The organism is Nodularia sp. UHCC 0506, assembly GCF_034931045.1.
Lineage (GTDB): Bacteria > Cyanobacteriota > Cyanobacteriia > Cyanobacteriales > Nostocaceae > Nodularia.
Genome location: NZ_JAYGHH010000033.1, coordinates 1 through 13687, shown reverse-complemented (window position 1 = coordinate 13687; position 13687 = coordinate 1). Strand labels below are relative to the sequence as shown.

Here is a 13687-nt window from a genome sequence, read left to right as displayed (position 1 = left end):
TATGAAGCTGCAAGAGTGCGAATGAAAATAGGAATTAGTATTCCTGAAGATTATCCATTTAGAAAAGAAATAATAAAGCAAGATGGTTCATTAGTATCTCTGCTTTGTCATGCTGCTATCAATAAAATTAAGGAGTATAGATAAGTTATGAATCAAAATAGACCTACAGACCTACAACTTGCTCAAGACCTTAATAAACTAGCTGAAATTATTCATGAGTCTATAGAAAGAGCAGAAAATACTCTTCTACAAGTCAAAAAAGTTAACGAAGTTAATACGCTAATTGCTAAAATTGACCGCAGTTGTGAAGAACTGTTGAAAGCACAGGAAACTGTTAAAAAGACTCAAGATATAACATCTAATCACTTGCAAGAAGCAAAAGCAGTTGAACAAAGTTTACACAATTTAAAAGAGATACCAAAGCAACTTGAAGAGATTGGTATTAGCGAAACCTTTTTACAAGAACTCAATTCGCTTTTAGATAATGTAAATAATGTAAAAAAGGAAACACAAGCATTAATAAAAGAATCTCAAGAAATATACTTAAAAGCACAACAATATCTTGAAACATCAGAAAGCTTATTCAATAAATCTGCAAAAATTAAACAAGAAATTGATCAAATATATTCCTCTGCAAAATTGAAGATCCAAGAATTAGAAGATGGGATTAATGCATATAATAAAGAAATTACAAATGCCCAAGATATTCTTCGAGAATTCAACTTCATTGTGTCACAAATGGGAGGATTGAAACAAATTAGGACTTTGTTTCAAGAGGTACAAAATACTCGTTTAGAACTAAGGAATTTACAAGAGGAGTTATTCTCTACTAAACAACAAATGATTGCTGTGCAAAAATTTGAGAATTACCTACAGGATTTGCAAAATATTCGTAATCGTAGACAACTCTGGAAATGGCTAAAAAATGAATTAGGATTTGTTGGAGTTATCGTATACATATTGAGTTTAATTACTCCAAAACAAAAACAATAATCATAAATTATTGGCTTGTAAGCAGAAGTATTAAATGGGGTAAAGTTAGGTCGAGGGGGAGTATGATCTCCCGCCCTCCCCTTTCAACCGGACGTATGCCTTTTGCTAAAAACAACGTATTTTCATAGCGTTAAGGTTAGTCTCAGTTACTCAACATACAGTTTTCTAGATTTGGTCTTGTGATGCCCATAATGGATCTCCACTACTAAATAATAGGTTGTAAGATTTAAAGCACTCCATGTTAATTAGTTGTTTGAAATATTCTAAATTAACAGGTCTTGAAGTTTCTCCTAGTATTTTGGTTAATTCTTGACGTATTTCTTCGACAAACTTTAGATTAGATGGTATTCGGTCATACACAATAGCAATTGGTGTTAATGAATTTGATTCAGTAATACCAAGGGATAATGTGACTTTTGCCTCACTAGATTCGTCGTTCTTTGTTAGTGTGTAATTGTGGTATTCCGTCATTAGATTTTTTTTTGACTATACTTCCACTATCTGTTTTTTGCTAAGTTGATCCAATACGGCTCTCCGTATGCTGGTTTTAGTAATAACCACACCATTTAGCATATGAGAGAATGGCACTAAGATAAGCCGAAAGCAAGTTGAGTAATGGGTTTGAAAGATAGAGTGATAAAACTGGGAAAGGTGGCTTGTGTGTACACGGTATTGAGCCGAGATGCGCGACGTGAAAGTTGTGCGTAGAGGCAGTAGCCTACATACACCCTCATCATCAAATTATCTTCTAGCTGACCTATCTGAAATTAAGCTGATTCCACTCCTGACTCTGTGAGAAAATTAATAAAACAGAGGATAATCATTCACCATGACAGAATTACTCGAACAAGCGATTATCAAACTCAAAAGCTTACCAGCCAGTCAACAAAATTCTATGGCTACGATGATTTTAGAAGAACTGGAAGATGAACAGCGATGGGATGAAGCTTTTGAGCGTTCTCCAGATGCACTAGCTCTCCTAGCAGCCCAAGCGATGGCTGAATATCGCGCAGGTCAGACTCAACAGTTAGATCCAGATACATTGTGAATTCTCGTATCACTTCTCAGTTTCGCCAAGCTTTTGGTAACTTACCTGAAAATGTGCGAGAGCAAACCCGTGAAGCATATCGCCAATTTAAACAAGACCAAAACCATCCCAGTTTACGTTTCAAAAAAGTGCATCCAGAATTACCTATTTATTCGGCGAGAGTCAGCAAAAGCTATCGAGCCGTTGGACAGTTAGAGGGAAATACAGTTATTTGGTTCTGGGTGGGGTCACATACAGAGTATGAAAGGCTACTATCTCAGTTGTAGTAAAGAAACACTGTCTCCCTGTTTAAGAGATTCATATATTTCTTCTAAGGTGGCATCAACAATTTCTTCAACGGCTCCGGTTGATTTGCTTAAGCGTTTCCCAACGCGCCGTGTCAGTTCCTTTTTATCAATAGACATCTTGAAGAGTTCCCTAAACACTTTTAAATATGTTTATTGCAAAATTATACTAACAAAAACTCATCCACGCGTTTTCAAGAGTTTCAACCCCAAATTATCACTGGTTTTAGCTAAAACTATCCCCTTTGCAAGTGAAAACTTGTAGAGGAAACTTATTGTCCCTAATTCTCCCAATAATTCCCAACAATAACCAAGGTCTCCCCATGTTCTCCCACTAATTCCCAACGGTTTTTCAATCTTCCCCAAAATTTCCCAAAGTAGAAAATATTTAGCAGATTTATTGACTCAATTCTCATCAATCTCAAAACTCCCAATATTTCCCAAATCATCCCAGTGATTCCCCACTGCTCCCAAACATTCCCAATAATTCCCTATTTCTTCCCAAGATGGAAATACCTAAAATCCCAAAAAAAACTACCGCACACTACGCCAAAAAGTTTTAAGTTTTTTGAGCCAAAACTGAGAAAGAAAAAACAGCAGTCCCCAAATACTACTAAAAGAGTACATAAATAATACAATTGCGGCAATCAAATTTTTATTGAAATCAGCAAACCACTGGCTGCTCACGGTTTGTTGATTGAAAATGCAAAACGGCTCTCAAGTTTGACTTGAAAGCCGTTTTAACAACAGAGAAATTGACATGGGGCTTCATAGATTCAATGCAATGCCCCGGGTTCGGTATAAGTGATTCCATATATTCCATATATCAGGAGATACAGCTAGATGGCAAAAGGTTCCGAAAAATATTCGTAACCTCACAGAGAATTCATAAATCGCACCACCTATTTGGGCTGTATACCGTAACTATGTTGAAAAAGGCATTTTTGATTTTGAGAGGGAGTAATTTTGAACCAATTCAAAATTCCAGTTCCTGCCCCGGCTGCTGGTGCTGCTGGTCACGCCTCTGTTGCTTTTGGTACTTTCTCCATGCACACAGCGTCTCATTCCAATCTTTGCCTTTGGGTTTAACTCGCATGGCATGATGTAACTGTTCCATGATCATTCGTGCCGTCTCATTCCCGGCATGATCATTGTCATAAGCCACTTCTACTGCGGGAACAGTTCGCAGAAATTCCACTGGTAAACTTTTAGGGCTATCTACTGCCATGTACATTGTCCTGGTTTTGGGTATTCCTTGCTGAACTTCCATTTCCAGAGTGGCAAATGACAGCGCCTCAATGGGGGATTTACACAATACGACTTTTTCAATTTCGCCGTTTGGTTCTCCTCCCAGTTTTAAATGAAACCACCCTTGAGTACGCTTGGTTCCTTTCACATATCCCTGAAAGGTGTTATCTTCCCCTTGTGTTCCTCTCAAAAATGCACCAGTGGTTTCACCATCTAGATTCCGCATTAAGAACACGGCGTTTTGTTGCTCGTCAGCGTAAATTAAACCTTGCTCATGAACGGCTTGGATAAAACTTGGTAGTAATTCTCGTTTCTGGGTAAGATAATTTTCGACTTTATGCCATTGACGCTCATCCGGTGCTGGGGTGACAAACTTGGGTCTGGGTTCAAACTGTGCAAATCCAGTGGCGATTTTTTGAGCTTGGGCGATGACTGCCCTCCGTAACCCTCTTTCACCAAAACTATCATGTAACCAAGCCATCGCTTGCCGATAATCACACTGGTTAACGTGCATCACCAAGTCAATAGCACCACCGCCACCCCTCTGTTCACTAGGATGAAAGTCATAAAATTTGGAGCCATTTATATTCATATTGTTACCCTGACCTCTCCATTTCCCTGGCTGTTTATGGTCACGGTCTAATCCCAATTGCCACGCTACATCCTCCAGGGGCAAGTCCCGCAACTGTTCTGCCTGCTGGTTCCAGATAATTTTTTCATCCTCCAACTGGGTCACTCGCTGTTCTAACTGCTGCCGCAGCTTCTCACTAGCATTAGCTTTCTGTTCGGCTGCGCGTAATTGTTCTAGTAACAGCCTGCGGTCAGCCAACTGATGATTAATATCTTGAATTGCTCTATCAGCCTTGATGCGTTCATATAATTGCTGTGCTGTTTCTCCTGGCTGGGGTGCAAATCGCTCTAGTTCCAAGTTCAGGGGTTCGCTGTTGACTGCTTGATAATATTTTTTAACTTTGGTGTGGGTAGCTTTGGAACCTTTCACCCCCCGTTCAATACCCAAAGGAGCTAGTGCAGCTGCATAACTATCTTGCAACTTGGATAATTTAATACTGGCTTGTTTGCCGTCACCCCCAAACATGGCCTTGTGGCTGAGTTGTTTGGTTTTGTCGTTGATGGGGATGATATAAGCATGAATGTGAGGGGTAACTTCATCCAGGTGCAATTCTGCCCTGACGCATTTATCACCGTAATTTGAAATCAACCAGTTTTTAGAGGCGTTGGCAAAGTCCAACATCCGATTATTATCCCACTCTCCAGCTAGTGATGGATCATGAGGACGGAAGTATTCGGGTGATGCGCTTAAAAATATATCACTACACAGCACTGCGTCTTTGCGTGGTTTGTGTTTTGTGCTGGTGGCGATTTTGGTTTTGACGATTTCGTTCAATGGTAAATCATCCAACTCACCAATCAGCCTGATATTTTTTTTAGTGGGGTCAGCATTTGGCGTATCTTGTAAACGAGCAGTATGTTTCTCGCTACTGCCTACATTGCTGAGAGATTTGAGTTTTTCAACGCGCAGAATTGCTAAGGCTACCATTGTTTTTTTTAAAAGGGTGTGGGGTGTAGGGTGTAGGGTGTAGGGGAGAAGATGAGAGGAATTAGCATGAGTAAATCTCCAATAGCGTCTTATCAAGATTTACAAGTTTGGCAAGAGGGGATGAATTTAGGAGAAATTTGCTATTTAGTAACGAAAGCCTTTCCAAAAGAAGAAACTTATGGGATGACATCACAAATTCGCAGAGCGGCAGTATCTATTCCCGCCAATATTGCTGAAGGGTATGGACGAAGAACAAGAGGAGAATATATTCAGTTCCTATACATAGCTCAAGGCTCACTTAAAGAATTAGAAACACACCTAATTTTATCTAAACGAGTAAAACTTGCAGAAGCCCAAAATATTGACCCAGTTCTTGCTCAGTGTCAATTAGTTGGTAGATTACTTCAGGGTCTTATTCGCTCTCTTGAAAACAAGTAAAATTCCACACCCTACACCCTACACCCCACACCCTGCTCTTACCCCGGAGGGCTTACGCAACTTCTGCGTCCTGAGCGTAGCGAAGGATGGGCGCAGCCCACCCGCAGGGCGTAGAAGTGTAGTAACTACCACCATTACCATGATACACCTGCCCGAAATCCATTTCCAGTAGTAGCCCACGGGGGGCGGTCAATGGTGCTTTGTGGGATTGTCTGGCATCTTGGGCGCGTTTACAGGTGTTTTTTAACACTGGTCTACTGACTTTTCAACTGGGGATTCTGAGGGTTTTCTACTGCGGTTTTATTATCAATTAATCTCAGTTAATGAGAATATAACTGCTGTTTTAGGGTCAATTTTCACTCAAATTCCTATCAAAAATGCCTGGGTGACTATTGGCTGAAAACTGGCTAATCTAACGTAATCACAAGGGTTTCGGGCTATTATATTGTCAATATTTTCAATTTATTGACAATAATCACGGCTTTTCGGATTCACTCGACTTTCATTAAGGAGTGACACAACTATTTTGTAACTAAAAGTATTATAAACGACTACAGAATAATTTTTGATTAGTTTTTTGAATTACTTTTGCAACATAAATGTATTATGATTTTTGAGGTAAAATTTTACATTAAAAACGGCTGTAACTTTGTCTTTATATGCTTTTCAGGCATAATTCTTCTCTGATTATTTGTCTTGAACTCCACCTGAATACTCATTAACTACACTAAAATACTCATTATTTTTCGTTCAATTGACAGATTTGGCTAAGGTTTGCTTGTCTTGAACTCCACCTGAATACTCATTAACTACACTAAAATACTCACTAATACCACTTTCTCCCCCTAGTGATTGAATAGTAATATTCCTGACAATATATTACTGATAATGCAAGATGAACAAACCACCAAATAGAGATGTCGAGTTGCCAAGAATTAAACGCAAAACAAATTCTTGGGATGGCTTGGTGATTGATTATTTGTCAAACCATCCATCAGGTAAAGCGGCTACTGAATTATCAATGGAGGCTGTTGTTGCGTACTGGTTGGCTGAAGCTTTAGAAGGTAAGGTGAGTCAAGATGAGTTAACTAAAGCTTGTCGGTCTGCTATCGAAAAATTGGAAGGAAAACTCGCAACAATTAGAATGATAGGTGGTATCGATAGATTACCAACATCCTATTTAAGTCCAAATGTGGTTCTCTCAACTACTACGACCAATGATGATTCACAACTTACGAATCAAACAGAAAATGACAATGATGAGGATGAAGATGATGACGACTGGGATGTAGAGGCTGAATTAATGAATCTGCCACAGACTGAAGAAGAGAGAGACGCTAATCGAATCATAGGTTTCGGACAATAAACTAGAGAAAACCATGACTGAAAAGCAAAATAAATCAAAAAATGTCAATAGGCTGGTCTTGACTTGTGATTTGGGAGGCAGTCAAACCAAAGCGATCGCCCAAGTTTATCCAGATGGTATACCTATAGTATTGGCAATGTCCCCAGAAGTTGCAGATGTGACCAAAGGTTCAATTGAGCGGTTATCTCATCAAAATCAAGTTTTTCAGGGCAACACCACTTGGTTGGGAATTGGCGAAGAATACTATATATTAGGTACTTTAGCCAAAACTATGTTTGCGGGGACGGCTGCGATACGAGATTTAAAGTATCAATACGCACTACCAAAAATTGCCGGAATGTTATGGCTGGCTTGTCGTAAATTTAACTTTGATTCTCCTAGTGAAGTTTTCGTAAAACTTTTGTTACCACCAGGGGAATTAAATGACGGTAAACAGTTAGCAATAGAGTTAGCACAAGCTTTGAAAAAAGGTGTGACAACACCAACAGGAAAAATAAAAGGGAAGCTACGTAATTTTGATGTTGCCCTGGAAGGGTCTGGGATTATGGCGTACCGTCGCCGTAATATCCAAGATAAATATTTCCAAAATAATATTGGAATGCTGATGTTGGGGTATCGGAATGCCAGTTTTTACCTTTCGGCAAAGGGGAATCCGTCTCTGGCAGAGTCTACCCAATTGGGCATGAATTGGTTGTTAGAACAGTTTGTTGAACGTACTGCTGTTGGTTTATCTAAATATGATTCACGTTTGATTCCAGCTTTATTGGCAGCAGGTCAGGGTGATTTTGATGATCTACGTGCTTTATCACGTAAAACTACTGAGTCTGGTATAGAGTTGGATTTGAAGTTATTTCAAAAGGTATTGCCAGATGTGCGGGACGAGTATTGTCTTGCTTTACTTAGATGGATCAGAAATATTGCGGACTTGGATGAGATTGTGATTTGTGGTGGGACAACTGAGTTTGTTCGACAAGAGTTGACTGAACATTTTGAGAATGAGGGCATACCGATTGTTTGGAATGGCAATGTGTCAATTCCAAAGAAGTTAGATACTCTTGATTTGGGGGATAGAGTAACTGATGTTTGGACAAGCCATATTAGCCATATCAAAATGTTGGACAAAAATTTAGGTCATGATCGTCAAGGAAGAACTTTAGTGCCAACCGATAATAACCAACCAACTTATTACAATGGCAAGGTTCCCGAAGACGTATGGATACAAAAGGGTTTCACGCCCATGCACGAAGGGGTGTGAAACCCTTTTGTTATGAAGCTGTCGCGCATCTAAATTGTATTTTACGCCTTATGTGAATTAAAAATCCCCAAGGAATAGCAAGGGTTTTAGGCTGTGGTTTAGCCAAGATATTTAGTCGCGTTGACGTATTTACGCCTTTCCAGACTCCAACTCACATAAGCCGTATTTTTTCAAGTCTGAAAACCTCAAAGCTTTGTTTTCAGACTCCAAAAAATTAAATGCGTCTCAGTTTACCAAGTTGGATGACCGGCGGGGGGTTGCTTCAAACTGGCTGATTTAATCCCATCCTGGAGTCTTCCGCATTTTTTCCCTGGTGCAGGGGGGAATTCAATCTGCCATTTTCCACAGCCACCGCCGACGACCTTGACTAGTTCATTGACATATAGCGCATAGGCATTGATATTTAATTTCCATTCGGGTGATTGAATTGAGGCAGGCGTTTGAGTTACTTCCTGTATCTCCTCATGCTCAATGTTGAGCAATAATTCTTCTCTCCCCCGGCTGCATATATCCCCCGGCTTTGCCTGCTCTCTTCCCTGACTAGACTGAGACTTAAGAGCCTTAACTGCTTTGCGCTCATTGGGAGTTAGCAGTTGCCAGACCGCCGCTTTAAATTCTTCTGCCCAACCTTCTAGTAAACACTGAAGCATTTCCCAATTCATCAGAGTCAAATATTCCCTGATTAATTCGGCATTGGCTTGTACTTGGGGATAGGACAGAGGGATGGGACACGCTTCTAACTGCTGCTGCACAATGGTTTCAGCATTTATTAATTCGTGGCTGTCCCGTCCCGTCCTATCGTCGATAAAACTTTCTGAATTTATTGGCTGCTGTGTGAAATGATCAACGCCATCAAAATTTAAATAAGTTTTGGGGGAATTAATTGCTAAGGATGGGACAAAAGCCTGGAATCTTTGTTGGGGAATGGTTTGGGGCTGTCCTATCCCTGTCCCATCCCTATTTGTAATTATTTGGGTAGGAATTAACGGGAATTCTTTCTGGATAAGGGTTTGAGTGCTGTCCCATGTCTCTGTCCCATCCCGATTTGGCTTGTCTGGGGGTCTAATTGGCTGTAACTCTGGTGGTGTCAAGGGTTGAGTGCTGTCCCATGCCTCTGTCCCATCTTCTGTCCTATCCTTTATCCAAGGGTAAACCCGTTTGCCATTCACCCGTTTGCGTATGCCTTTAATCCAACCGTTAGCCCGGAGGATTTGAGATACGCGATATTCTTCGGTTCTACTTTGTCTGCCCAGGTCAATTTTGAGAACTTCTGTGAGGATTTCTGGAATATATACCTCTTGACGCTGGTCAGCCCAAGCGGTAACAATCATTTCCCAAGGGTCGGAACTTTGAAACTGTTTGTTGGCAACTGCCAGCCACTCATCCTCGGTATCGGTCAAGTGCCATTGTTCTCCTTGACGGTATGCTGCTACTGCCGCCGCCCAAAGCAAATCCCGTTCTTGTTTCAACTGGTTGATGTTGATTTTGCTCAACAGGACTTTAATTACCCAGAAACGACGTTCGCCTGTGGGGTCGTATAAAAACTCAGTTTGATTGGTGGTGCCGACAAAAATGCTGGGACGGAGAAAATCTTCTATGTCTGTACCGTAAGGGCGGCGCATGGAGTCTTGGCGACGGGAGAGGAAAGCTTTGAGTTGAGAAACGTCTTTTTTCTTGTAGGAATTTTCAAATTCGGCATATTCCAGCAACCAATAGCGACTAATCTTCATGATTTCGTCTTTTTCTGTGCCGTTGAGGTCGTCAGTGAAAAATTCAGCCCCAGCTAGCACTTCCCAGAATGTGGATTTAAGAGATTTTTGCTTACCTTGCAAGATGGTGATTTCGTCGTGTTTGCATCCCGGCTCAAATGCCCTGGCTACGGCGGCAATTAAGGTGCGTTTCATCAATGCGGCGTGTAACGGGTCATTAGTGCCAAAGTAGCGTGAGGCAATTTGGTCTAGTATGGATACATCTACATTTTGATGTTTGTGGGCAACCCTTTCTAGATACTCAACTACTGGGTTATAGGGGTTGGCTTGGGCTAATTCTAAGACAATGCCTTTAGCTTGTTCTTTGCTGATATCAATATCGATGTGGATGGCAACTTTTAAATCTATCCGGTCAAGGGGTAGTCGTTCTCCGTCCAGTTCTACTTGCTTTTTCAAAACATTCCAGCGGAGGCGATCGCCCCAATCGGCGCGAATTGCATTCATTTTCTGCCTGTGCTTACTCTGTGCTGGTCGTTCCCGGTCGGCATCTAGTTGTAAAGATTTATTGAGTCCGTCAATGACGACGCGCCTATCCTCAATTGCTTGGAGGATATCGTCTGGTGTAGCGCCATCTTCTAGCCAGTCTTTAATATCCAATCCTCCATTTTTGGGCAGGTGTGTCCAGTAAAAATCACTGGGAGGGGCGTATAGCCATTTAGCATTGGGGAAGTCTCTAAAGATATCTTCCATGTGCTTTAACCCAGGTTCGTCACGGTCGGGACAAAGAACTAGGTTAGCATTTTCTAAATCCCCTTGGTAACTGCCATAGGCGCGATACTTGCCAGCGCCGCCGATGGTTGTGGTGGCGGGTATGCCTAGTTCCCAGAGTGTATCAACTATTTCTTCACCTTCTACGAAAAATATGGTCTGGCCTTGGGCAGCTGCTTCTGTGACTTCGGTATAGCGATAAACTGTAATTCGGCGCTGATATTCAGGTTTTTTCTCGCCTGGGAAGTCTTTGGCTTTCACCCAACAGACTCCACCCCAGTATTCCTGAAAGATGCGCTTCTTGCCGTTGCCGTCGTCTATCCGAATTACTTTGATTAATGGTTGTCCATCGCGATCGCGGTAAATATATTCTTTCTTGCCTTGGGGACGAGGCGATTTTGGGGACTTAGCCCGCGCGTAGTATGGCTTGCCGTTGCGATCGCTTTTACTTGTTCTTTCCCATCCAGGGGCGGGTTCGGCATCTCGGTTGCAGACTGTCAGTTCGTCGAGGGAGTAGCACCAGTCTGGTTTGCCGCAGTGGGGGCAAGGTTGAGCGATGCTTGCTTCTACTGGCTTGTTGTTGGTGGTTGATACTTGAAATACTTGTGGTGACATTTTGTCCATCCTCCTGAATGTGTAGTGGAGGAATTGGAGCTATCCTGTGTAGTAATCTTATATACAAGCTTTCAGAAAAATTAGCAGATAAAATTCCTAAATCGCTTTTTTTGTCTGAGTTCGCCAGTGTTACACGGTTTTGTTACAATAGCTTTACAGCTCAAAATCTAAGATAAGATTGCTGTTAGGGATATTAATCAGGCCTCTAAACCCAATTCCCAATTCCGTTTGAATAAACTTTGAAAACCTTGCTGTCTCACCGGGACGCGGGGTTTTCGCAATTTATTCTATTCATACTTGGCTAACCAAGCCCTGACAAACTCGATCACTTCCTCCGACTGAATCACAAAAGCAGTCCCTTTTCTCCTAAGAGCCAGAATTTTCATATTTCCTATCTCCGAATAAAGATGATCATTGTGGTTTTCAACCGCCTGAGTTGGAGGCCATAAGACTAAAACTTTGGCTGTGGGTGTTTTTGTTGCCTCCCTAGAAGACATCGCAAACAAGCTACGGTTTTTGTCAAGCCACTTTTCGTAATCTCCCAACTCCACTAGTGGGCAGGGATTCCATATTTTTAGCCCATGTTTATCTTTCCTCTTGACCTGCAAAACCTCTCTGGCTTCGTTGTAAACAATTTGGGTGTCTCCTTTGGATCTAATAGAGATAAACAGGTGAGTTTTCCGAGGAAACCTAATGAACAAGTCGATAGGATTCTTGTTTTCAATCTTAATTACCGGAAAGACTTGTATACCTTTGCTTTTAAACTCTTTCAGAAGTAGGGCTGTCAATTTTTCCAGCCGTGCAATCTTCTCAATGCGTACTAAAGGCTTGTAAGCCCATGCAAAAAGAAGCAAGCCAGCAGAAATCACAGCGCCTGTAGCCAAGGCAGAAGCACTAACCGCCAGAATCAGAGCTGATTCGGCATTTTTCGCCTCCCTAAGCATATCTAACGCCGGTTCATTATGCGGCGGAAGTTGAAAATCGCTTGGTCGGTCTTTCACGGTAGTCATTGGAGACACCAGATATTCAATATCATACTACCTCTACTGATGGTAATCCTTGACACGGCATTTTTGACCAAATAGCCATTGATATAGATGAAAAATTAAATATGTTTTGCAATTGGTTAGCGATGCCGCGGAGCGCACCTGGACGAGGCAATTGCTTATGTCGTTTTCGTTTGTCCACCGACGGTTAACCGCTTTACCTGTTGTTTCTACGATGGTTCCCAGTTGCCATACTGAGAAGTTTTGAATTTCTCCAAGTACAAAGAAACAAGGATTCAACCTTCACGGATATATCAAGAAACTGGATTCAACCTTCGGGGATACATCAGGAAACTGGATTAGGGTGAAATGTACTATTTATTATCAGTATTTGCCTCATTCCTAGCCTTCAAAGCCTCACCACAGAGATGAACTACTTGCTGGCTAAAGTTTCTAGTCTCTTCCTTTGATAACCGTTCAATAGTGTCGTACATCTCTTCAGGGAACGTGACCGTTTGTCGTTTGCCTTTGTATCTGTCGCTTGTCATGTCTGTCATCTAATAGAGCCTCATCTCATCGTATAGCACCAGTTGTACAATTGTTTTGATGTTATTAACATCAAATAACATCTAGTATGTTATAATGACATCAGGAAAGCATTCAAAGTAACGGGAGTATCCAAAACATTGACATGGCAAGTAAACAGTATTGCCAGAAATTCAGACAGCTCAAGCAGATATACTGCAATGTTTACGGACAATCAATATCAGACCTTACTTGGTATCGCCTAACCGCGCAGCTACGCCAGTCCTTAGCTTTTGACGTGACTAGCGCTAATGCCGAGGTAATCATTAAAACCATTGCTAGCCTGAAGCGATCGCATAGAAACTTTCGCGTAAATTCTGAAGACTTCGCCGAGTGCTGGGCATTGTTTCAGCACTACTACCAGCAAAAAACATGGCTAACTTGTGCTGAGTTTTTAGCAGATTTAGCACCAAGAATAGACCTTAGCCAAGTATCTAGAACATCTAGATATAACTGGTTTGTTAATGCTGGCATTCCTTACAAAGCCGAAAAAAAGTATCAAACTTCTGACTTGGCATTGGTAGCATTTCAAGCGGCTAAGTGCATCAAGTCTCGTGAATTAAAGCGTGTTGAAAACGCAGTTAAAAATATCAATTCACTTGTCACCAAATAGGAGCAAACAATGCCTAATTTTTACACCAATTGCAAAACCAGACTGAACAAGCAAGGCTACAAAGCCACTAAAGCTGAAATCTTGTTAGCCGCCGAACATCTAGAAATTGATGATATTGAAAATGCCACGACTGAGAACATTATCGCTGGTGTTGAGTACCTGATCAGCAAACAATCCTCAGAACTTGTAAATGTAAACAGTGTAGACACTGCTGATTGTGT

The 13687-nt window shown here is 41.3% G+C and carries 14 protein-coding genes; 8 read left to right on the top strand and 6 right to left on the bottom strand.

Features of this window, described 5'->3' with window-relative positions; translation table 11 throughout:
- Positions 1-147: 147 nt before the first annotated feature.
- From VB654_RS17070 to VB654_RS17060, 3 genes are all read left to right on the top strand, one after another.
- Entirely contained in the window at positions 148-993 is an 846-nt protein-coding gene (locus tag VB654_RS17070; protein WP_323215007.1) for a hypothetical protein, read from the top strand.
- Between the two features lie 829 nt (positions 994-1822).
- Positions 1823-2041 carry a hypothetical protein gene (locus tag VB654_RS17065; RefSeq protein ID WP_323215006.1) on the top strand — a complete coding sequence of 73 codons (219 nt, stop codon included), beginning with the start codon at positions 1823-1825 and terminating at the stop codon, positions 2039-2041.
- Positions 2038-2307 carry a hypothetical protein gene (locus tag VB654_RS17060; protein WP_323215005.1) on the top strand — a complete coding sequence of 90 codons (270 nt, stop codon included), beginning with the start codon at positions 2038-2040 and terminating at the stop codon, positions 2305-2307. Before VB654_RS17065 ends, VB654_RS17060 begins: the two co-directional genes overlap by 4 nt.
- Here the strand turns inward: VB654_RS17060 and VB654_RS17055 are convergent.
- A complete protein-coding gene (locus VB654_RS17055) occupies positions 2293-2445 on the bottom strand; it encodes an HU family DNA-binding protein (protein ID WP_323215004.1) in 153 nt (50 codons plus the stop codon). The two genes, VB654_RS17060 and VB654_RS17055, sit on opposite strands and share 15 nt — an antisense overlap.
- Before the next feature lie 856 nt (positions 2446-3301).
- The gene (gene mobV / locus VB654_RS17050; RefSeq protein WP_323215003.1) at positions 3302-5131 is read right to left on the bottom strand and encodes a MobV family relaxase; all 1830 of its coding nucleotides are present in this window, start codon (positions 5129-5131) and stop codon (positions 3302-3304) included.
- 120 nt (positions 5132-5251) lie between these two features.
- Here mobV and VB654_RS17045 point away from each other — a divergent pair, with 120 nt between their 5' ends.
- On the top strand, positions 5252-5569 hold the full coding sequence (locus VB654_RS17045; RefSeq protein WP_416235691.1) for a four helix bundle protein: 318 nt from the start codon (positions 5252-5254) through the stop codon (positions 5567-5569).
- Between the two features lie 52 nt (positions 5570-5621).
- On the opposite strand, the gene VB654_RS17040 is transcribed toward VB654_RS17045, so the two are convergent.
- A complete protein-coding gene (locus tag VB654_RS17040) occupies positions 5622-5819 on the bottom strand; it encodes a hypothetical protein (RefSeq protein ID WP_323215001.1) in 198 nt (65 codons plus the stop codon).
- A 645-nt stretch (positions 5820-6464) separates the two neighbouring features.
- On the opposite strand from VB654_RS17040, the gene VB654_RS17035 reads away from it, so the two are divergent.
- Together VB654_RS17035 and VB654_RS17030 are read left to right on the top strand one after the other, a co-directional pair.
- Positions 6465-6935 carry a hypothetical protein gene (locus VB654_RS17035; protein WP_323215000.1) on the top strand — a complete coding sequence of 157 codons (471 nt, stop codon included), beginning with the start codon at positions 6465-6467 and terminating at the stop codon, positions 6933-6935.
- A gap of 13 nt (positions 6936-6948) precedes the next feature.
- The gene (locus VB654_RS17030) at positions 6949-8190 is read left to right on the top strand and encodes a ParM/StbA family protein (RefSeq protein WP_323214999.1); all 1242 of its coding nucleotides are present in this window, start codon (positions 6949-6951) and stop codon (positions 8188-8190) included.
- A 230-nt stretch (positions 8191-8420) separates the two neighbouring features.
- Here the strand turns inward: VB654_RS17030 and VB654_RS17025 are convergent, their stop codons facing one another.
- From VB654_RS17025 to VB654_RS17015, 3 genes are all read right to left on the bottom strand, one after another.
- Positions 8421-11282 carry a VapE domain-containing protein gene (locus VB654_RS17025; RefSeq protein ID WP_323214998.1) on the bottom strand — a complete coding sequence of 954 codons (2862 nt, stop codon included), beginning with the start codon at positions 11280-11282 and terminating at the stop codon, positions 8421-8423.
- 287 nt (positions 11283-11569) lie between these two features.
- Entirely contained in the window at positions 11570-12292 is a 723-nt protein-coding gene (locus VB654_RS17020) for a hypothetical protein (RefSeq protein WP_323214997.1), read from the bottom strand.
- 350 nt (positions 12293-12642) lie between these two features.
- On the bottom strand, positions 12643-12816 hold the full coding sequence (locus VB654_RS17015) for a ribbon-helix-helix domain-containing protein (protein ID WP_227789329.1): 174 nt from the start codon (positions 12814-12816) through the stop codon (positions 12643-12645).
- Between the two features lie 143 nt (positions 12817-12959).
- Here VB654_RS17015 and VB654_RS17010 point away from each other — a divergent pair, with 143 nt between their 5' ends.
- Both VB654_RS17010 and VB654_RS17005 read left to right on the top strand, forming a co-directional pair.
- Entirely contained in the window at positions 12960-13466 is a 507-nt protein-coding gene (locus VB654_RS17010; protein WP_323214996.1) for a hypothetical protein, read from the top strand.
- 9 nt (positions 13467-13475) lie between these two features.
- Positions 13476-13687: hypothetical protein (locus VB654_RS17005; protein ID WP_323214995.1), on the top strand; the 212-nt coding region annotated here is incomplete at its 3' end.